Origin of the sequence: Actinoplanes sp. NPDC051346 (assembly GCF_040682215.1) — a bacterium.
In the GTDB taxonomy this organism is placed as follows: domain Bacteria; phylum Actinomycetota; class Actinomycetes; order Mycobacteriales; family Micromonosporaceae; genus Actinoplanes.
The window spans coordinates 48,570-66,369 of sequence record NZ_JBFBAJ010000019.1 but is presented as its reverse complement, the minus strand read 5'-3'; the positions used below and the strand labels follow the sequence as shown (position 1 = coordinate 66,369).

Below are 17,800 nucleotides of genomic sequence, written 5' to 3'. Positions count from 1 at the left end.
CGGGCGCGGCCATATGCCCAGGTCGTCAGCGGTCGGTCGTGCTGAAGTGCATGTAGTCCTTGAGGGTTTGCCAGCGCCCGCCCCAGTGCAGGCCGTTGGTGGTGAAGGCTCGGACCGCACCTCGGGCATGCATCATTCCGCGACGGTACGGGCCCCGCGCGAGAAAGTCCGCGCCCGAGCCCGGGTCGATGTAGGAGCCGCGGACCATCGGATTCTGCACCGGGTTCACGTCGATCGCGAGTCCGTACGCGTGCTGCGACAGCGTCTTGCTCCCGGCCACCCTGCGGCAGCTGTATCCGGCGGTCACCGTTGCCATGTCGGTGATCCACGGCGCGTTGATCGACATCGGGCTCATGCCCATGAGTCGAAAGCGCATCCGGTAGAGCGACCGGAACGCCCGCTGGATCCGCTTGGCGATCGCCTTGTTGACCACGATGCTGCCCGTGCGGGCGACGCCGTAGAAGTCGATGTAGGTGACCCAGACCTTGCGCAGGTTGGTGGGCAGCACCGGGCACTTCTTCTTCGGGTCCCAGTTGACCGCGGCCGGGGTGACCTTCTCGATCCAGGACCGCCAGCCGGTGAGGGCCACCGGCGGCTTCGCCACGTGCAGCACGCCGTCCACGCTCGGCTGGTGGGGCTTGACGATGCCGTTCCAGGCCCGCAGCTGGGTCCGGGTGATGCCGTACGCGGCGGCGATCTCCTTGATCGTCTCGCCGGGCCGGACCACGTGGTACGGCGGCGTCGACGCGGCAGGCGACGTGGGAGCCGTCGGCACTGCCGGCGACGCGGGAGCCGTCGGCGCGGCCGAAGCGGGCAGATCCCCCACTAGCAGGACGACCAGGGCAGCGAGGAACGCGAAAAACCTCTTCATCCGTACCATTACGCACGGTACAGCCATGATCATGCACGGAAATCGGGAAAAGTGTGCGATGGCCGGTGAGGCGAGGGTTGGGCGGGCCGGGGCCTCGGGCGGACCGGTTCCGACGTCCCCCGTCTGAACGCCGGAGCCGGTCCCTGTTGCGCTTTGACCTCCCCGCGCCTGCGGCGGCGGGGGCACCGAGCCCGGGGCCCGCCGGGCTCGACGACGAGCACCCCCCGTGCCCGTCTCGTGCCTTGTCAGATTGCGGACTGGCGCCCGTGAGGTCAACGAACTCCGCTCCCACAACGGCGAATTTGCGGGATCCAGAATCGCGGGGATGCGTGTTTGCGCAACCGGAAGCGACAAAACCGGCAGGTGTGGACCGGCGGCGAAATGCTGTGGTTGCATGCGGCTCGATCGAGCCACCTGAACGGAGTCCGAGCATTGCCGAAGATCACACTGTCCGATCGCGAGCGTGAACTGGTGTCCCTGCTCGCCCAGGGCCACACCGACGTCTCCGCGGCGGAGCAACTCGGCATCAGCGCGCGGTCCGTGTCCAACATCCTGCGCGGCCTCATGGACCGCCTGGGCGTCGACAACCGCTTCCAGCTGGGCCTTGCCCTCGGATTCCTCCGCAAGGCCAACGTTCCCGGCCCGTCCGTCGGAAGCGACGGTTGACTCAGTAGATGACAATCGATGGAGTGACGAGCACTCCGATCCCGTTCGGCGCCGCCATACCGTCCCTGGTCCGCTGGGGGATGTCCAGCGACGCCGACTTCGTCTTCCGAACCCTCGTGACATTCGGACCGCGCACCGAGCGCACCATCGCCACCGAACTGGGACTGTCCGGCCGCCGCACCGCCGAGGCACTCGCCGAGCTGCGCGAGGCCGGCGCGGCGGTCTCCACAGACGACAGTCGCACCACTACCCGCATCTGGACGGCTCGTCGTCCGGCCGCGGTCGTCTCCATGCTGCGCTCGCGCCGGATGCGACTCGTGGACGGGCACACGAAGGCGCAGTCCCACCACCAGGTCGTCCGCGCGCTGCGGAGCTCCGGCGTCGGCGCGGCGCTGCCGCTGGACGCGGTGCCCGGCCTGCGCGGCAGCGTCACGGACGGCATGCGCTATCTCAGCCGCCAGGGCGCCCGCGACCGCATCGCCGAACTCATCGCCACCGACATCCGCGACTTCTGGACGATGAGCAACGACCAGGCGATCGACGCCGAAGCCGCCCGGGTCGCCGCACCGCAGGACATCGCGATGTACGAGCGCGGCGTCCGGATGCGGCTCCTCGCCCTCCCTCCCGCGGACGGCGACCCGCTCGACGTCAGCGGCCACCTCATCAACGGCACCACCTACCAGCGGCGGGAGGCACCGACCGTCCCGCTGCGACTGATGCTCGTGGACCGGCGGCTCGCCTACTTCCCCGCCGATCCGCGCGACCTCGACCGGGGCTACCTCGAGGTGGAAAGGCCCGGCGTCCTACGAGCCCTCATCCGGCTCTTCGAGCGCCACTGGGACGCGGCCGTGCCACCCGACAAGAATTCCGTCGCGCCGATCGTCCTCTCGCACCGTGAGCGGACCCTGATCACCCTGCTCGCCGCCGGGCACACCGACCAGAGTTCCGCCGAGCGGCTGCGCATCAGCGCCCGGTCCGTCACCGGGATCATGCGGACCCTGATGGACCGGCTCGGTGTGGACAACCGGTTCCAGCTCGGCCTCGCACTGGGGGCGCTGCGCGTCGCCGCCCCGCCCTCACTCGCCGGCACCCCCGGCGAATCCTCAAATCAGCCTGACTAATTAACGGAGTTTCGATGTCTTCGCGGTTTTACGCCGTACTCGTCGGCGCGCTTGTGGCTGTTTCCCTCGCGGTGGGCTTGGGCGCACTCGTCCACTCGCAGCCCGCCGGCACCGCGCCGCCCACCACCACCGCGGTGGTGGCGCCGACGACACCGCCGACCGACCCCAATGGCAGCTGCGTTTCCTGCACCTAGGACGGAAAAATGGTGCGGCCTGCCGGCTTTCGCCGACAGGCCGCACCATGACTTCGCGGTGATCAGGCGAATCGGTGCGGGCTTCGAAGCTCGCCGGGGGCCGGCTTCCTGGTCCCACTCGGTGACCGATCGATAGCATAGTGTTGATCGTCACTGTCGTGACCGCTGGGGGTGCGATGCCGAGCGACGCTCCGTCACCATAGGATGACCATGCATTCGAATGCGTTTGGCGTCCCATGCTGACGATTCGTCGGCTCTACACCTTGATGGCGAACGAAACGACGGTCACCCCTCAGGTCCGCTGTGGGGGAACGGCCCATGCTTCGGCCGTCATCACCAAGAGAGGCTCTTCGTGTTCCGTTTTCTTGCGCGGCTCGTGCTCCCCGCCGTTGTGGCCGCGTCCGCGCTGACCGTCCCGGCTGTCACCGCCACGCCGGCAGTCGCTGCTCCGGCCGCCTCCGTTGCGGCTGTGTGCCAGCGCCCGGTCGTCTACTTCGACCTCGGCAACGTGCTGATCGACACCTCGGACTGGTCGAACGTCCGGTACGAGGCAGGTGCCCTGTCCTACCTGCGTGACCTGCGCTCCCGTGGCATCACCATGGGTCTGATCATCAACATTCCAGAGACCTGGGGCACCACCCAGGAGGAGAAGCTGGCGACGATGAAGCAGTACATCGCCGACCGGTGGGTCGAGCCCCGCCCCTTCGTCTGGTCGTACTTCGAGGGTCATATCGTGCTGCCCCGCACGGACGCGGAGCGCAAGCCCGCCCCGGTGATGTTCGAGCGGGCACTCGCCGAGGCCTCCCCGTGCGTGCCCTACTACCAGGGCGAAGTCGCCACCGAGCTGACCGCCGCCGCCCAGGTCGGGCTGCGCACCTACCAGGTCGGCAAGCCGGGGCGTTCGTTCTACATTCCCGCGTCCCAGCTTCGCCGGCGCTGATTCCGGTCGGGTGTCCCTGGAGGGCAATCGGCGCTCCAGGGACGTTCGAAACAGTCGGGTCAGGAGGCCTCAGGGGGATAAAGGCCTCGCATTCGCGCCGCCAGCCGGCTCAGGCCCATCAGCGCGTCGATGTTCGGCGTGGGCATCCCGAGGCGTTCGCCGATCTCGCGGACGGCGCCGACGAGGGCGTCCAGCTCCACCGCCCGGCCCGCCTCGACGTCCTGCAGCATGGAGGTCTTGAAGGCGCCCAGCTTGGCGGTCACCCGATGACGATCCTCGGGCGTCTCGGAGATGTCGCAGCCCAGCTGTTGACCGATCTCCGAGGCCTCACGCATCGCCGCGGAGCAGAACTCGCGAACCAGCGGATCGGCGAGCACGCGGTCGGCGGTGGCGCCGGTGAGCGCGGAGATCGGGTTCATCGTCATGTTGCCCCACAGCTTGTACCAGATGTCGTAGCGGACATCCGTGGAGACGGTGGCGTTGAACCCGGCTGCTGCCAGCACGCCGCCCACCTCCTCGGCGCGCGCCGAGACGCCGCCGAGTGGCTCGCCCACGATCAGTCCGTTGCCCATGACGTGGCGGACCAGGCCCGGCTCCGGCACCGTGCAACTCGCGTGGACCACGCCGCCGAGTACGCGGTCGACGTCGACGGCCGCCGCCACGATGCCGTGCGGGTCGACGCTGCGCAGTGGGTCCTGGCCGAGCTTGGTGCCGTGGCCGAACCACCACGGCACACCGTTCATGAATGGCAGCACCACGGTGGCCGGGCCCAGCAGGGGCGGCAACAGTTCCGCGACGCTCGCCAGCGCGGGCGCCTTGACCGCGATGATGACGAGATCCTGCTCGCCCAGTTCGTCGGCGTCGGCAGCGGCGTGCACGGGGGAACTGACCAGGTCGTCGGCGGTCTGCAACCGCCAACCGTGCGTCTGCAACGACCGCAGCGTCGCCCCTCGGGCGACCGCGCTGACCTCGGCCGCCCCGGACGCCGACAACCGAGCACCGATCCAACCACCGATAGCGCCGGCGCCGACCACGCAGACCTTCATCTTCAGCGACCCCTCATCCACTAGACAGCCGCTATCCTGACACGGACGTCCGTAGGGGCCGGGGCTAGTTTGGCGTTGTGCCGTTCGAGCAGGTGCCGGAGGGTGGCCCGGACCTGACAGCGGACCAGGCCCGCGCCAACGAGGCTCTGCCGTTCGGGTGGTGGGTCGCGGACCACGTGATGGAGCGCGACCGGCGGGCGCGGTGGATGCGGCACTGGCTGATGGGCACGTCCTGCATCGAGACCACCCACGTCGGAGGACCGTGGACCCGCCATCCACGGAGCCTGAGTGACGGTTACTAGCGATTAATGGCGGGGGCCACGGCGGACCCCCGCCAAAAGGTCAGCTGAACATGGATCAGCGCCTGGGCGAACCGTTCCTGTCCGCGGTCGGTCGAGCCCGAGCGCACCAACAGGTCCGCCTGGGCGAAGAGGGCGATCGTGGAAGCCAGCGGCTCCCGGCCCGGGTCGAGCAGGTCCAGGGTCTGCTCCAGCAATGTGCCCGCCTCGGCCGGCCGGCCCTGCCGGGACAGCAGAACGCCCAGTCCGAACGTGGCGATCCGGAGATGGTCCCGCTGGTCCGCGCCGAGCAGCGCGAGCGCGCGACTCAGATGCGCGCTCGCCTCGTCGGCCCGCGCCGGGTCGTCCATGAGTACGGCGCCGAGCTGGGCGAGTGCCGCCCCGACCGTCCGGACGTCGTCCAGCGTCATCGCCGCGGTCAGGGCCGCCTCGCACGCCTCGATGCCCACCGCCGGCGTGATCGCGTACGCCTTGCTGACGAAATCCCAGGTGAGCCGCGGATTGCGGCGCTGCGCCACCCATCGGGCCAGCGGCGGCAGGTTGTCCCGTTCCGCCGTGACGAAGTCCAGGTCCGGCGTCGGCCGGGCCGCCAGCCGCTCGAAGGTGGACAGGTACCAGCGGATCGCCCGTTCCTCGGCGACGTCGCGGTCGCTGAGTCCGGCCCCGCAGCGGCGGGCGTACCGGTGCACCATGTCGTACCAGCCGTAGCGGTCGGGGCCGGTCTCCACCATCAGGTTCGCCGAGATCAGCTCGTCCAGCAGCCGGCGGGTCCGCGGCAGCGAGATCCCGGCGACCGCGGCCGCCAGATCGAGGCTCACCGAGCCCACCGGCAGCACGCCGAGCTGGTCGAACAGCCGGCCGCTGGCCGCGTCGAGACCGGTGCGGGCCTGTGCCAGGGCGGCCCTGACGGTGCGGGGATCGTTGGCCACCGACAGGGTGTCGGCCCGCTCCCGGAGCTCTTCCGCGAACGAACCGAGGGACTGCGTGGACCGGGCGGAGAGCGTGGCGCCGGCCTGGCGCAACGTCAGCGGCCAGCCGCCGCACAGATCCACCACCTCTGCGCCTCCCGGCCCCGACAACCGTTCCGCGCCGACGATCTCGCGCAGCAGGTCGTGGGCCGCGGTGCCGGACAGGGGGCGCAATCCGACCGTACGCACCTCGTGGTGCGCGGCGAGCGCGGTCAGCCGGCTCCGGCTGGTCGCCACGAGCAGGCTGCCGGAGGTCGGCGGGACCAGCGGAAGGAGCTGGCCCACGCTGCCGGCGTCGTCGGCGACCAGCAGCAGCCGCTGGTGGTAGAGCCGGGTCCGGAACAGGGCGGCCCGCTCCTCGACCCCGCCCGGCAGCCGGTCCGCCGGCACGCCGACCGCGAGCAGCGCCGCGCCCAGCGCCGCGTCCAGCGACAGCGCGGCGTTCTTCGTCGAGCCGTGCAGGTCCACAAATATCTGGCCGTCCGGGAACCGGCTCGCCACGGTGTGCGCCCACCGCACCGCCAGCGCCGTCTTGCCCAGCCCGCCCGCGCCGGAGACCAGCACGATCCGTGGATCGGCTCCCGGGTGCGGCAGCGCCGCGGTCAGCGCGGCCAGATCGGTGTCCCGACCGGCGAAGTGGCCGACGCCGGCCGGCATCTGCGCCGGCCGCCGCTCGGCGGCCAGCTCCACCGACACCGGCGCCGCCCCCGCCGGGTGTTCACCGCGCAGCACCGAGGCGTGCAACTCGCGCAGATCAGCGCATGGGTCACTGCCCAACTCCTCGGCCAGCCTTTCCCGCAACGTCTGATAGGCCAGCAGTGCCTCCGCGCGCCGGTTCGACCGGTACAGCGCGGTCATCAGTTGCCCGGTGAGCCGCTCCCGCAACGGATTGGCCGCCACCGCCGCGACTATCTCCCGGACCAGTTCCGCGTGCCGGCCCAGGGCCAGCTCCGCCTCGAAACAGGCCTCCAGAAGCGACACGCGAAGCTCGGCCAGCCGGGCCCGGTCGGCTTCCACCCCCGGCGCGGCCACCCCGACCAGCGCCTCCCCGTGCCACAGCGCCAGCGCCTGCCGCAGCTTCGCCGCGGCGTCCGCGGGCTGCGCCCGCATCGCCTGCCGCGCCAGCTCCTCGCAGCGTTTGAGGTCGCAGGCGGCGGCCGACAGCGCTAGAAAATATCCAGGATCGCGGGTCACCAGCGCACTGCCGATCTTGCGCCGCAGCGACGAGATCAGTCCCTGTACGCGCGACCGCGGCGCCGCCGGCGGCTTGAGCGCCCAGAGGCTGTCGATGAGCCGCTCGGTGGACAACACCGTGCCCTCGGCGAGAGCCAACAGGGCGAGCACGCTGCGCTCCAGCGGGGCGAGCGGAACGCGCACCCCGTTCGTACGGGCCTCGACCGGCCCGAGCAATGCCAGATCCAATCCCATGCCGGTCACCCACTCACCGACGGTCGTCAGCAAACCGGCGAGACGACCGGGCGGCCGCTCAGCATCATGCTCTGCCCGCGGAACTCGGCGACGATCTCGCCGGCCGCACGCCGCACGGTCACGTCGTACACCCCGGTCCGCCCGGAACGGATCCGCTCGACCGCCTGGGCGATCAGCTCGTCGTCCACCGCGGCCGGACGCAGGAACGTCACCTGCGCGCTCTGGGCCACGGCCGCCGGGCCATGGCTGTTGCTGGCGTACGCGAACGCCGCGTCGGCCAGAAGGAACAGGTATCCGCCATGGACGGTCCCGTGCCCGTTGGTCATCGTGTCGGCGACCCGCATCCGCATCTGTGCCCGGCCCGGACCGAGCTCGTCCAGCCGGATGCCAAGCGTCTGGCAAGTGAGGTCGCGCGCGTACATGTCTGTTGCGGACTGGATTGTGTCCATTGTGTCTCGCCCCCCGTTTGTGCCGGTGAGATTGTGAGGGAATCTAACCGTGCGAGTACAACCCCATAACGGAGCGGGGTCGTGTAGCGGATCACATCGCTGTCCGGTTCAGGGGCCTTTGTCGACGCCCTTTCGAGGATGTCGGCCCCATCTATGCTCATTCGTCATATTCACTGCGCCGTGACTGTTCGCACCTAACCCCTGAGACGGCAGTCATCCGCCGATGCCGGTGCCTCACGGTCGAAGCTGCCGCTTCCGGCGTGGTCCGCCCGCCCGCGTCAGGGGCGCCCGTCGACCGTCAGGCCGTCTCGTTCGTCATCCCAGGCCACCGCGCTGATGCGCCAGCCCGCGGACGTCCGTACGAATTGGAAGGTCTTCATTCCCCGCGCGGTGAAGGGCACCCCGTCCAGCGAGCCGGACTTGGCATAGCCGCAGAAATGCTGCGCGATGTCGCCGAACACCTCGGTGCGCCCGGACAGCTCCCACTCGCTGAAACCGGTCAGGCGGCCGCCGGAGAGCAGCTCCCGCCGCGGAGCGATGAAGGCGTCGACGTCATAGACGACAGGTTCGCCACCGCAGGTGCCGATGATGACCGCCCGCGGCAGAAACAGGTCAGCGAGCGCGTCGAGCCGAGCCGGGTCCGCACCCGACACGAACGCGGCGAAGAAGGTGCGAACGATCCCGGTCAATTCGTCATTGTCCACGGTCGTTGGTCTACCCGATCAGCGCTCGGGCAGGCAAACCACGTCGGCGAGAACGATGTCCTCCTCGGCGAGGCGGGCCTCGGCGGGACTGTCGTAGACGACCAGCAGCCGGCCGTCCTCCACCGGACCCAACACCGCGAGCCCCTCGGCGTGATCGTCGCCCTCGCCGTAGGTGAGTTCGAGCTCGCGAGTCAGCTCTTCGGAGCGGGCGATCGCGGGCAACTCGACCCGGCAGGCGCCGTGCCAGCGGTAGATGCGCACCGGACCGTCGAGATCCATCGTCGGACCCGCGAGAATCAGCAGATCGTCGCCGGCCGGGCACAGGTCGCGCACGCCCAGGCCGTCGAGGTCCAGCACATGCTTTCGGTACGGCGACCCGTCGTCGAACGGACGCAGCCGCAGCCGATCCGGCCGGTGCGCGTCGGCGTACGGCCGCAACTCCAGGACGAACGCCCACCCGCGCAGCACCGGCCCCCGCAAGCCCAGATAGACCCGGTCACCGTGCACCGCGATGCCCTCGATGTCGAGCCCGTTGTCCTTGCCCGGAATAGCCAGAAACGGGCCGAGGTGAACGTCATCGCGCAACAGAGCCCGCAGGTCGTCGCGCCCGGCGAGCACCGCGGCACGATGCGACACGCCGTCGACGACGACCGCGTCGGTCGGAGTGGGCAGCCCGCCGACATCGGTGATCGGCAGCCGCACCAGGATCTGACGGTTGTCCTGCCCCTCGACGCGGGCCAGCCGCTTCAGCGCCTTCGCCCCGGAGTGGCGCGCCTTGATCTGCTTACGGCGCAGGCTGTGCGAGCCGACCGCCCAGAGGAACGGCCCGCTGCGGGCCAGCCCCTCGATATCGGCCTCGGCGTCCGGGTCCGCGCCCGGCAGATCCACCAGATCGGCGAGGCGGAAGGTGGTCTGCCGGTCGTACTCGGTGGGATGGTGCTCGTCGTCGGCGACCAGCCGCTCCACCGTCGCGGTCTCGTCCCCGGCGATCCACAGCACGCGCCCGTCGGTGCGGATAGCGGACAGGTTGCTGTGCGTGGCGGCGATGCGCGAGGTGTACCCGAATCGCAGCCGGACCGTACGTTCCACCGTCATGGTCGACATCTTGACACCAGGGGGCCACCACGGGCTCGAATACCACCACCGGCAGTCGGGATCAGGCCCCTGACCAGGCAATCGAGGCTACGATTCGGATCGGTGCACCCGGCGCGGGAGGGCGTTTTCATGAATCGGAGTGTCTTCTCCGTCGCGCTCGGCTGTGCTCTCGGTGCGGTGATCGCAGCCGCGCCGGTGCGAGCGAACACCCCTCCGGCGCGGGCCGCCGCCGTGGTGCCGCAGGCCGGCGCGTACGCGTTCGGTTGCAACCCGAACGGCAACGACTGTGCCGGCACGTTCCTGGTCAGCGGCCAGACGATTACCGCGCTGTCGTTTCGTCCCGTGCGGTGCGTCGACGGGAAGGTGTCGGCGAGCCCGAGCGCCGCAATCGCCAACCGCGCCTTCAGTTATGGCGCCACGGTGGCGTCATCCGTGTCGGTGCCGGTGACGTTCCAGGCCTCCGGCACGTTCCAGACTTCGACGGGCGGCTCGCTCACCCTCAGGTACGAGGCGCCGGGAGTGGAGTGCGCGGCAACCACCAGCACACATACGTTCATCCGCCGCGATGACGCGCGCCTCGGCTGGCAGGGCTGGCGCGACGCCGGTCTCGCCATCGACGGCGCGATGGACCTCGACGTAGTGGTGCTGCCGGACGGTCGAATGCGCATGTACTACGGCCTCGGGGTGGGAGGTTCGAATACCTGGCGCATCACCTCGTCGATCTCGTCAGACGGCAGGACGTGGACCCCGGAGAGCACCAACCTGGTCGGCCGGGCCTGGGGCCCGTGCGACGTGGTACGGCTCCCCGACGGACGGTTCCGGATGTACTACACCCCGTCCGACGACCCGGATCTGGCGCCGGGCCAGATGCGTTCGACCAGGAGCGCGATCTCCGACGACGGCATCAATTGGACGGTCGAGCCGGGCCATCGGCTCAACCCGGCCGCGTTCACGGAGCTTGTTCCCTCCGGGGGAATCGACTACCAGGTGTCGCATCCGGGCGTGGTGCGCCTGCCGGATGGCACCTGGCTGCTGCTCACTGCCTTTTCCATCGCGCGCGGGTTCGACCCGAAGGGCGTCTCGTCGCGCGACCACACGGAGCTCATCGTGTGGGCGACCTCCTCCGACGGGCTGACCTTCACCGCCCGCGGCATCGCCGTCGACAGCCGAAACAAGGCGACGTTCGACGGGATGGTCGGCTCCCCGGACCCGGTGATCTGGGAGGACGGCGGCGTACGCGCCTACTTCTGGTCGGCGGGGCCGCAGATACCGAACGACCAGAAGCGATACAACGGCATCATGGTCACCACGTTCACCGGCACGGGCTGGACCACGCCCAGGCCGGTCCGCACGAGCGCGACCTTCCCCGGCGCCGCCGCCGCGGCTCTCCCCGGCGGAGACCCGACCACCGCGATCTTCAACGGGCGAATGTTCATGTACTACGGGCAGTTCAGCGGTGGGCACCAGGTGAGCCAGCACTCGGTCATGGCCTCACGGAGCTACAAGGTGCAGGCCAGATACTCCGGCGGCAGGATCACCGCGGGAATCTCCGCGGGTTCCGGCGCGCTGCGCACCGACGTGTCGACGGGCATGCGCTGCGGCCGGGGCCTGTGCGCCGCGACCGTCCTGGCCGGGACGGGAATGTGGCTGTACGCGACCCCGGCGCGGGGTTACCGGTTCACCGGCTGGGCGGGCTGCAACGGCACCCGGCCGGGGGAGTACCCGCCGCCGACGCCGGAGGTGAAGCCCAGGCTGTGCTGGGTCAGCGCGACGAAGAACATCACGGTGACCGCACGATTCGCCCGGCGAAGGTGACCCTGGTCAGGGGCGCAGTGTGCGCAAAGCCCGGGTGAAGGCGGGCAGGGACTCGCCGAGGACGGCGAAGAACGAGGCATCGCATTCCTCCACGGCGACGACGGCCCGATTGGCCAGGTCGCGTCCGGCCGTGGTGACGGCTACCGCCCGGGCCCGCCGGTCCGTGGGGTGGGCGGGCCGGTGCACCAGGTCGCGGCTTTCCAGCGTACGCAGGATCTGGGACGTCATCATCGGGTCGGTGGCGGCCAGGTCGGCGAGGGCCTTCTGCGTGACCGGCCCGGAGGCTTCGAGGTAGGTGAGGGTAGCCAGCAGCACGAACTGCACGTGGGTGAGGTCGTACGGCTTGAGTGCCGCCCGTTGCGCCGCCTGCCACCTGTTGGTGACCTGCCACAGCAGCAGGCCAGGGCTGTCGTCGGCACTGGCGTGCCGGGTTGCCAGGCTCATCGCGCCGCCACTGGCGTGTGCATGGCCGCGCGGATCACCGCGAAGTCGTGGTCGGTGAGCCCCACCAGGCCCCGCCGCAGTTGGTGGCCCCAGTGCGGCTGGTCGGTCAGGTCGAGCTTCAGCGACCGTACGGGTGTCTCGGTCACCTCGGGAAGGTAGTCGACGCGGCGCCGCCACGGGTGGAAGTTCTGCTCGTGGGCCTGCCAGATCTCGTTGTCGGCAACCACGCCGAGGGCGGTGAACGCCTGCAGCGGTTCGCCGTCGCGCAGGCTGGTCCGCGGCGAGTAGTAGACGAGCCAGTCGCCAGCGGTGAGCCGGGCGAGGCCGTCGCGCTTGCCGTGCCCGAGCTGGGCGATACCCAGCTCGGTGCCGCGGCGGACATGGTCCCGGCAGACCACACCGAGCCAGTGGTTCATGCCGTGACTCGTGTCTCGCGGGCGACCGTCTCGAGTCGGGCGAGATCGCCGCTCAGCGCGTTGGCGATGCCCTTGCCGAGAACGGCGTTCCAGAGGAAGGCGAGCGGTCCGGTGATGGTCACGCGCACCGAGACGGTGGTGAGCCCGCCAGGCTCCTCGGTCACCAGGTGCTGGAAGGTGAGCCGAGCGCCGATCAACGTGGAGACGTCGGTGAACTCGCGGCCGGGAATGAGCGAGGAGATGACGAAGCGGGTCTTCGGTCCGCCCTTCGGCTTCAGCTGCCCTGTGGTGCCGGCGCGGAACGGTCCGTCGAGGCGTACCCACTCGGTGTCGGTGTTCCACTGCGGCCACGTCGCCGTGTCGGCCCACCGATCGAAGAAGGCCTGAGCGGGTACGTCGGTCGTGATCTTCGCGGTAGCGATCGTCTTCATGCAGATACTATGCGCGCTTACTAATTTGCTTGTCAAGCGGAGGGTCCGCGCGCACCCTCAGCCGGGGAGCGCGCTGCTCTCAGCCGGGAAGCGCGCTGCTCTCAGCCGGGAAAGCGGGCGGTGAACGCGGTCCGCACCGGCGCCCCGGGCGCCTCGTCGAGGACGGCGAACACCACCTGATCGAACCAGCCCTCGCCGCCCGCCAGCGCGTCCGCGAACGCGTCGGCCACCGTCGCCGGGTCGTTGCGGAACACGCCGCATCCCCAGGCGCCGAGCACGAGCCGCCGGTGACCGTGTGCGGCGGCCACGGCCAGCACCCGTCGGGCCCGGGCGGCGAGGACGGTCGCCACCTGCCCGGCCCGGCCGCGCGGCACGGCGCCGCGGTTGGGCGCGGCGGCGGTCAGGAACGACACCTCGTAGGGGTCCTCGAGCAGGACGCCATCGTCACCGCGAAAGACCGGAACCCGGGGCGAGTAGATGACCCGGTCGCTGTAGAGGCTGTCACCGTTCGACCGGTGGAAGGTGTAGTAGCCCGGCGCGGCGGTGAGGCAGCGATACAGCGCCGAGGCGCGGGCGAGGCTTTCCTCCTGCGCCTGGGCTCCGGTGCGGAAGCCGCCGCCGGGGTGCTTCGCGGACGCGAAGTTGAGCGCCGCCACATCGCCGTCCTCGGCCAGCCGGCGGGTGGCCGCCAGGGTGCTCTCGCCGGTCACCGACACCGCCGGGCCCGCTCCCGCCGGGCCCGCTCCCGCCGGGCCCGCTCCCGCCGGGCCCCGGCCCGCCGGGGGTGTCACGAGTGCCTCCGCAGGCTGATGGAGCCGGGTGCCGGCGACCGCGGCGCGCATCCCGTCCGCGAGAGTCACCCGCCGGCCACGCGGCGTGCGGTAACCGCCGGCGTCGAGGATCTCGAGGGTTTCGCGGGCGAGTTCCCGCAGCTTGGTGCTCACGGCGCCCGATTCTGTCCCACGCCGCCCGTCCCGGCGACCGGATATCACGAGGCCGCGATCGGTCCGCATGGCGTTCATGCGCGAGAGTGTGCACATGATGATCTTCCGGAGCGCCGACGACCTCCGTGCCGCCGTCGGCACCCACCTCGGCACGAGCGAATGGCTGACCATCGATCAGGCGCGGATCGACCTCTTCGCGGAGGCCACCGATGACCGGCAATGGATCCACGTGGACGCGGAACGGGCCGCGGCCGGGCCGTTCGGCACGACCATCGCCCACGGCTACCTGACCCTGGCACTCCTGCCGCGCTTCGCGTGGGAGACCTACCGCGTCGACGGCGTACTCGCGGCGGTCAACTACGGGTCCGATCGCGTCCGTTTCGTGCACCCGGTGCGAGCCGGATCGCGCATCCGATGCGCCACCCACCTCGACAGCGTCACCGATGCCGGCGACACCCTTCAGGTGACCACCACCCAGAAGGTCACCGTCGACGTGGACGGCCGCGAACGGCTGGCCTGCATCGCCGAAGTCATCAGCCGAATCTCCTTCGGTGGGCGCTGAGCTTTCCCGCATTTTTGTCGTACCCCTGGAGCATCCTCAGGGCCATGTCGAAGATCAGACCCGCGTTGTCAGCGGCGCTGACCGGCGCGGAACTCCGCCGGTGGTATTGGACGCTGCGGGAGCTCACCGAGCTTGCCCGAGAGCTCGGCGTTTCGCCCGGCGGCGGCAAGCAGGCCCTGACCGACCATCTCGCGGCAGCCCTCGACAACGCGCCGGTTCCCGCGGTCGCCCGGTCCCGCCCCTCGGGCCGGCAGCTGAGCGCACCGGTCACCAACGAGACCGTCATCCCGGCGGGGCAACGCTGCAGTCAGGTGCTTCGCGAGCATTTTCGCCACGAGATCGGCCCGTCGTTCACCTTCGACGCCTTCATGCGCACGTTCATCGCCGATGGTGAGGGTCGGACCCTCGGCGAAGCGGTCGCACACTGGCATGCCACCCGCGATGAGGCGGCGCGACCCCAGGCGATCGGCGCGCAGTTCGAATTCAACGCCTTCCTCCGCAAATGGCGGCAGGACCATCCGGACGGCAGCAGGGATGACGCCCTGGCCGCATGGCGCCACCACCGCTCCCTGCCGCTCGAAGCCCGCGCCTGACCGGGTCCTGACCGCCGCTCAGGCATCCTCGATGGTCGCGGTGCTGCCCCGCCTCGGCGGCTATCTCGTGGCCGCGTGGCTGGGCGGCATCATCGTCAACCTGCTGATCCTCGGCGCCTACTACGACGTGGCGTTGCGAGACTTCGGCCTCCTGATCGCCGCTCTCACCCTCGTCCGGCTCGCCGCCGCCCCGGCCGGACCTCCCGATCGGTCCTGATGCGCGATCATGACGAGCGTCCACCGCGGCGTCGGCTGTCGCCCGTCGCGGTGGACGAGCGGACCGACCGTTGCGACAGGAGAGCACCGCCCGTGGAAATCTGGATCAATCCCGAATGTTCGAAATGCCATGCCGCGACGGAGATGCTGGACGCCGCGGGCGCCCCGTACACGGTGCGTCGCTACCTCGAGGAACCCCCCAGCGAGGCCGAACTGGAAGGCGTCCTGGCGCGGTTGGGATTGCAGCCCTGGCATATCGCACGGCTGGCGGAGCCGGCCGCCGTGGCCCTGGGTATGGACTCGTGGCCGACCGACGACGAGAGCCGGCCCCGCTGGATCGACGCGCTCCTGCGCCATCCCGCGCTCATCCAGCGTCCGATCATCACCACCGACGACGGCGGCGCGGCCGTCGCCCGCACACCCGAAGCCATCCGCGCGATCCTGCCGACCGCACCGCCCGCCGAGTAGTTACCCGGTCCGCCGAAGTGGGCGGTCCGCTCGGTGAGCCACCGCCCGCTCGAGCTTCGATCGGCCGGTCCGGCCCTGGGTGAGCAGCTCCGTCACCGTCGCCAGATCCGGTGGATCGGCGGCCAGCGCCGTAGCGGTGCGACGCAGGTCCTCGGCGATCCGGTCTAGCACCGTGGCGATCTGCGGGGCGTTGTGTCGCAGAATCTGGGTCCACAGTTCGGGGTGCCCCGCCGCCACCCGGGTCACGTCCGATACTCCCGGCCCGGCCAGTCGCAGGTCGTCCTCCGCCGCACGGCCGAGGGCGGCTGCCATCGCGCTGGAGACCAGGTGCGGCACGTGTGACACCACCGCGACCGCGCGATCGTGCTCGGCGACATCGAGCAGCACCGGCACCGCGCGGCACAGCGCCACAAGGCCCAGCACCGCCTGGGCTGCCGCCGGATCCGTCTCCGGCCCGGGGCACAGCGCCCAGGCGCGGCCGGCGAACAGGTCCGGGTCGGCCGTGGCGGCCCCGGAGCTCTCCCGGCCGGACATCGGGTGGCCCGGAACGAAGAGCGCGAGGTCGCCGCCCGCCGCCCGGATCTCCGCCACGACCGGAGCCTTCACGCTCGCCACGTCGGTGTAGGCCCGGGCGAGGCGGCGTTGCTGGGCCCCGAGCAGGGTGCCGGGAACCGCGTCCGGCGGGACGGCGAGGACCGCGAGGTCGGCCGGCGGGTCGTCCGGCCGAGCCGGACGACCCGCACCCCGGGCGACGGCCTCGGCCACGGCGGCCGGATCGCGGTCCGCCAACGTCACCGTCAGGCCGGCGGCCCGGGCCGCCAGAGCGATGGAGGCGCCGATGAGCCCGGCGCCCACCACGGCGAGGGAGGCCGGGCGGGCGGGACGCGGGTCGCTCATCCCGGCTCCGCGGAGAGCGCCAGATCCGGGCGGAGGAGCGCGGCGCCCCTCAGGTAGGGATGGCGGATCTCCGAACGGTCCCGGGTCGTCTCGACGTGGGCCATCACCCGGATCACCCGGGGGAGGGCCTCGGGCACCGCGATCTCGGTCGCGCAGATCATCGGTACGTTCGTCAGCCCCATGGTCCGGATCGCGGCGGCCGGAAAGGCGCTCCGAAGATCCGGGGTCACAGTGAACAGCAGGCTGATCAGGTGAGAGGGTGTCAGACGGTTCCATTCCAGCACGGCGCCGACCAGCTGCCTGGCGGCCTCGTGGACCAACTCAGGCTGGTCATGGTCGACCTGGATGGCGCCGCGGATGGCCCGGAGCATCATGTCCATCCCTCATTCGTCGAGCAGGTCGGGCTGTTCGCGGACGATCTCGTCGTAGAGCAGCTGGAAGCTGAACCAGGCCAGCTGGGCGTCGCCGAAGCCGTCCTGTGCGGCGATCGCCTGCTCGTGCGTCATCGGCTGCGTCTGTCCCGCCGCCGCGGCGAGCAATTGCACCTGGGCGCAGCTGTCGTAGGTGAAGAACCAGTGCACCGCGGCTTCCAGGGTGTTGCCGACGGTGATCAGCCCGTGGTGGCGCAGCAGGATGGCTCGGGCCGTGCCGAGCTTCTCCGCGATGTCCCGGCCCTGTTCCTCCGCGATGGACGGGCCCTGGTAATCGCTGTAGAGCACCTGGTCCTGGTAGAACGCGGCGGACTCCTGGTCGAGCGGTTCCAGCACGCGACCGAGCGCGCCCAGTGCCCGGGAATGCGCCGTGTGCGCGTGAGCCGCGGCCTCCGCGTCGGCCCGCATGCCGTGGATGGCGGCATGGATGACGAAGGCACTCGGGTTGACGGGGTGCCGGCCCTCGACCACCGTGCCGGCCTCGTCGACGCAGATCAGGTCGCCCACCGTGACGTGCTTGAAGGAGACGCCGAACGGGTTCGCCCAGAACAATGTGCGGTGCTCGGGGTCCCGCACCGAGATGTGGCCGGCGATGCCCTCACCGAAGCCGTACTTGCCGAACAGCCGTACGGCGGCGGCGAGCCGGCGCTTGCGGTACGTGCGTTCTTCGGCGGGGTCGTCGAAGGTGGGCGGCTGCGGCATGGGCAGGCCGGTGTGGGTGTCAGCGAGATATCCCCGTTGCGTGGTGTCGCCTGTGGTGAGGGTCAACGGAACTCCTTTTGTCGGGTACGAAACTCGGGCC

Annotated in this window: 23 protein-coding genes; 10 read left to right on the top strand and 13 right to left on the bottom strand. The window is 70.5% G+C overall.

The window, feature by feature from the left end:
- Window positions 1-25 precede the first annotated feature (25 nt).
- A complete protein-coding gene (locus AB0M36_RS33650) occupies window positions 26-871 on the bottom strand; it encodes a M15 family metallopeptidase (RefSeq protein ID WP_364166114.1) in 846 nt (281 codons plus the stop codon).
- 432 nt (window positions 872-1,303) lie between these two features.
- Here AB0M36_RS33650 and AB0M36_RS33645 point away from each other — a divergent pair, with 432 nt between their 5' ends.
- The 4 genes from AB0M36_RS33645 to AB0M36_RS33630 all read left to right on the top strand — a co-directional run bounded on the left by AB0M36_RS33645 (window position 1,304) and on the right by AB0M36_RS33630 (window position 3,792).
- Window positions 1,304-1,537, top strand: coding sequence for a helix-turn-helix transcriptional regulator (locus AB0M36_RS33645; RefSeq protein WP_364166111.1), 234 nt, complete (start codon window positions 1,304-1,306; stop codon window positions 1,535-1,537).
- Window positions 1,538-1,560: 23 nt separating this feature from the next.
- Window positions 1,561-2,658: a LuxR C-terminal-related transcriptional regulator gene (locus AB0M36_RS33640; RefSeq protein ID WP_364166108.1), complete on the top strand. Its 1,098-nt coding sequence runs from the start codon at window positions 1,561-1,563 to the stop codon at window positions 2,656-2,658.
- Between the two features lie 14 nt (window positions 2,659-2,672).
- Window positions 2,673-2,852 carry a hypothetical protein gene (locus tag AB0M36_RS33635; RefSeq protein WP_364166105.1) on the top strand — a complete coding sequence of 60 codons (180 nt, stop codon included), beginning with the start codon at window positions 2,673-2,675 and terminating at the stop codon, window positions 2,850-2,852.
- A 352-nt stretch (window positions 2,853-3,204) separates the two neighbouring features.
- Window positions 3,205-3,792 carry a hypothetical protein gene (locus tag AB0M36_RS33630; protein ID WP_364166102.1) on the top strand — a complete coding sequence of 196 codons (588 nt, stop codon included), beginning with the start codon at window positions 3,205-3,207 and terminating at the stop codon, window positions 3,790-3,792.
- A gap of 59 nt (window positions 3,793-3,851) precedes the next feature.
- Here the strand turns inward: AB0M36_RS33630 and AB0M36_RS33625 are convergent, their stop codons facing one another.
- On the bottom strand, window positions 3,852-4,859 hold the full coding sequence (locus AB0M36_RS33625) for a 2-dehydropantoate 2-reductase (protein ID WP_364166099.1): 1,008 nt from the start codon (window positions 4,857-4,859) through the stop codon (window positions 3,852-3,854).
- A gap of 56 nt (window positions 4,860-4,915) precedes the next feature.
- On the opposite strand from AB0M36_RS33625, the gene AB0M36_RS33620 reads away from it, so the two are divergent.
- A complete protein-coding gene (locus tag AB0M36_RS33620) occupies window positions 4,916-5,140 on the top strand; it encodes a hypothetical protein (RefSeq protein ID WP_364166096.1) in 225 nt (74 codons plus the stop codon).
- Here the strand turns inward: AB0M36_RS33620 and AB0M36_RS33615 are convergent.
- From AB0M36_RS33615 to AB0M36_RS33600, 4 genes are all read right to left on the bottom strand, one after another.
- Entirely contained in the window at window positions 5,137-7,533 is a 2,397-nt protein-coding gene (locus tag AB0M36_RS33615; RefSeq protein WP_364166093.1) for a BTAD domain-containing putative transcriptional regulator, read from the bottom strand. The two genes, AB0M36_RS33620 and AB0M36_RS33615, sit on opposite strands and share 4 nt — an antisense overlap.
- Window positions 7,534-7,559: 26 nt before the next feature.
- Window positions 7,560-7,982, bottom strand: coding sequence for a hydroxyphenylacetyl-CoA thioesterase PaaI (gene paaI / locus AB0M36_RS33610; RefSeq protein WP_364166090.1), 423 nt, complete (start codon window positions 7,980-7,982; stop codon window positions 7,560-7,562).
- 278 nt (window positions 7,983-8,260) lie between these two features.
- Complete coding sequence (locus AB0M36_RS33605; RefSeq protein ID WP_364166088.1) at window positions 8,261-8,671, bottom strand: DUF4440 domain-containing protein; 411 nt, start codon at window positions 8,669-8,671, stop codon at window positions 8,261-8,263.
- Window positions 8,672-8,704: 33 nt separating this feature from the next.
- Entirely contained in the window at window positions 8,705-9,781 is a 1,077-nt protein-coding gene (locus AB0M36_RS33600; RefSeq protein ID WP_364166085.1) for a DUF3616 domain-containing protein, read from the bottom strand.
- 129 nt (window positions 9,782-9,910) lie between these two features.
- On the opposite strand from AB0M36_RS33600, the gene AB0M36_RS33595 reads away from it, so the two are divergent.
- Complete coding sequence (locus tag AB0M36_RS33595) at window positions 9,911-11,596, top strand: hypothetical protein (RefSeq protein ID WP_364166082.1); 1,686 nt, start codon at window positions 9,911-9,913, stop codon at window positions 11,594-11,596.
- A 6-nt stretch (window positions 11,597-11,602) separates the two neighbouring features.
- On the opposite strand, the gene AB0M36_RS33590 is transcribed toward AB0M36_RS33595, so the two are convergent.
- From AB0M36_RS33590 to AB0M36_RS33575, 4 genes are all read right to left on the bottom strand, one after another.
- Window positions 11,603-12,040, bottom strand: a complete 438-nt coding sequence (locus AB0M36_RS33590; RefSeq protein ID WP_364166079.1) for a MarR family transcriptional regulator — start codon at window positions 12,038-12,040, stop codon at window positions 11,603-11,605.
- Window positions 12,037-12,456 carry an EVE domain-containing protein gene (locus tag AB0M36_RS33585; RefSeq protein WP_364166076.1) on the bottom strand — a complete coding sequence of 140 codons (420 nt, stop codon included), beginning with the start codon at window positions 12,454-12,456 and terminating at the stop codon, window positions 12,037-12,039. The genes AB0M36_RS33590 and AB0M36_RS33585 overlap by 4 nt, the downstream gene beginning before the upstream one ends.
- Window positions 12,453-12,887, bottom strand: a complete 435-nt coding sequence (locus AB0M36_RS33580) for an SRPBCC family protein (RefSeq protein ID WP_364166073.1) — start codon at window positions 12,885-12,887, stop codon at window positions 12,453-12,455. The genes AB0M36_RS33585 and AB0M36_RS33580 overlap by 4 nt, the downstream gene beginning before the upstream one ends.
- Before the next feature lie 101 nt (window positions 12,888-12,988).
- Window positions 12,989-13,831, bottom strand: a complete 843-nt coding sequence (locus tag AB0M36_RS33575; RefSeq protein ID WP_364166070.1) for a TIGR02452 family protein — start codon at window positions 13,829-13,831, stop codon at window positions 12,989-12,991.
- Window positions 13,832-13,925: 94 nt separating this feature from the next.
- Here AB0M36_RS33575 and AB0M36_RS33570 point away from each other — a divergent pair, with 94 nt between their 5' ends.
- The 4 genes from AB0M36_RS33570 (at window position 13,926) to AB0M36_RS33555 (ending at window position 15,670) form a co-directional block, all read left to right on the top strand.
- Entirely contained in the window at window positions 13,926-14,393 is a 468-nt protein-coding gene (locus AB0M36_RS33570) for a MaoC family dehydratase (RefSeq protein WP_364166067.1), read from the top strand.
- Between the two features lie 44 nt (window positions 14,394-14,437).
- Window positions 14,438-14,986 (top strand): DUF6434 domain-containing protein, encoded by a 549-nt coding sequence (locus AB0M36_RS33565; RefSeq protein WP_364166064.1) that lies wholly within the window; start codon window positions 14,438-14,440, stop codon window positions 14,984-14,986.
- Between the two features lie 31 nt (window positions 14,987-15,017).
- Window positions 15,018-15,203: a hypothetical protein gene (locus tag AB0M36_RS33560; RefSeq protein ID WP_364166062.1), complete on the top strand. Its 186-nt coding sequence runs from the start codon at window positions 15,018-15,020 to the stop codon at window positions 15,201-15,203.
- A 92-nt stretch (window positions 15,204-15,295) separates the two neighbouring features.
- Window positions 15,296-15,670, top strand: a complete 375-nt coding sequence (locus AB0M36_RS33555; RefSeq protein WP_364166059.1) for an ArsC/Spx/MgsR family protein — start codon at window positions 15,296-15,298, stop codon at window positions 15,668-15,670.
- On the opposite strand, the gene AB0M36_RS33550 is transcribed toward AB0M36_RS33555, so the two are convergent.
- Genes AB0M36_RS33550 through AB0M36_RS33540 form a run of 3 tightly spaced genes read right to left on the bottom strand, consistent with a single transcriptional unit; the run spans window position 15,671 to window position 17,766 of the window.
- Window positions 15,671-16,567 carry a prephenate dehydrogenase gene (locus AB0M36_RS33550; protein WP_364166056.1) on the bottom strand — a complete coding sequence of 299 codons (897 nt, stop codon included), beginning with the start codon at window positions 16,565-16,567 and terminating at the stop codon, window positions 15,671-15,673.
- On the bottom strand, window positions 16,564-16,941 hold the full coding sequence (gene aroH, locus AB0M36_RS33545; protein WP_364166054.1) for a chorismate mutase: 378 nt from the start codon (window positions 16,939-16,941) through the stop codon (window positions 16,564-16,566). Before aroH ends, AB0M36_RS33550 begins: the two co-directional genes overlap by 4 nt.
- Window positions 16,942-16,950: 9 nt before the next feature.
- Window positions 16,951-17,766 carry a class II aldolase/adducin family protein gene (locus tag AB0M36_RS33540; RefSeq protein ID WP_364166051.1) on the bottom strand — a complete coding sequence of 272 codons (816 nt, stop codon included), beginning with the start codon at window positions 17,764-17,766 and terminating at the stop codon, window positions 16,951-16,953.
- Window positions 17,767-17,800 lie beyond the last annotated feature (34 nt).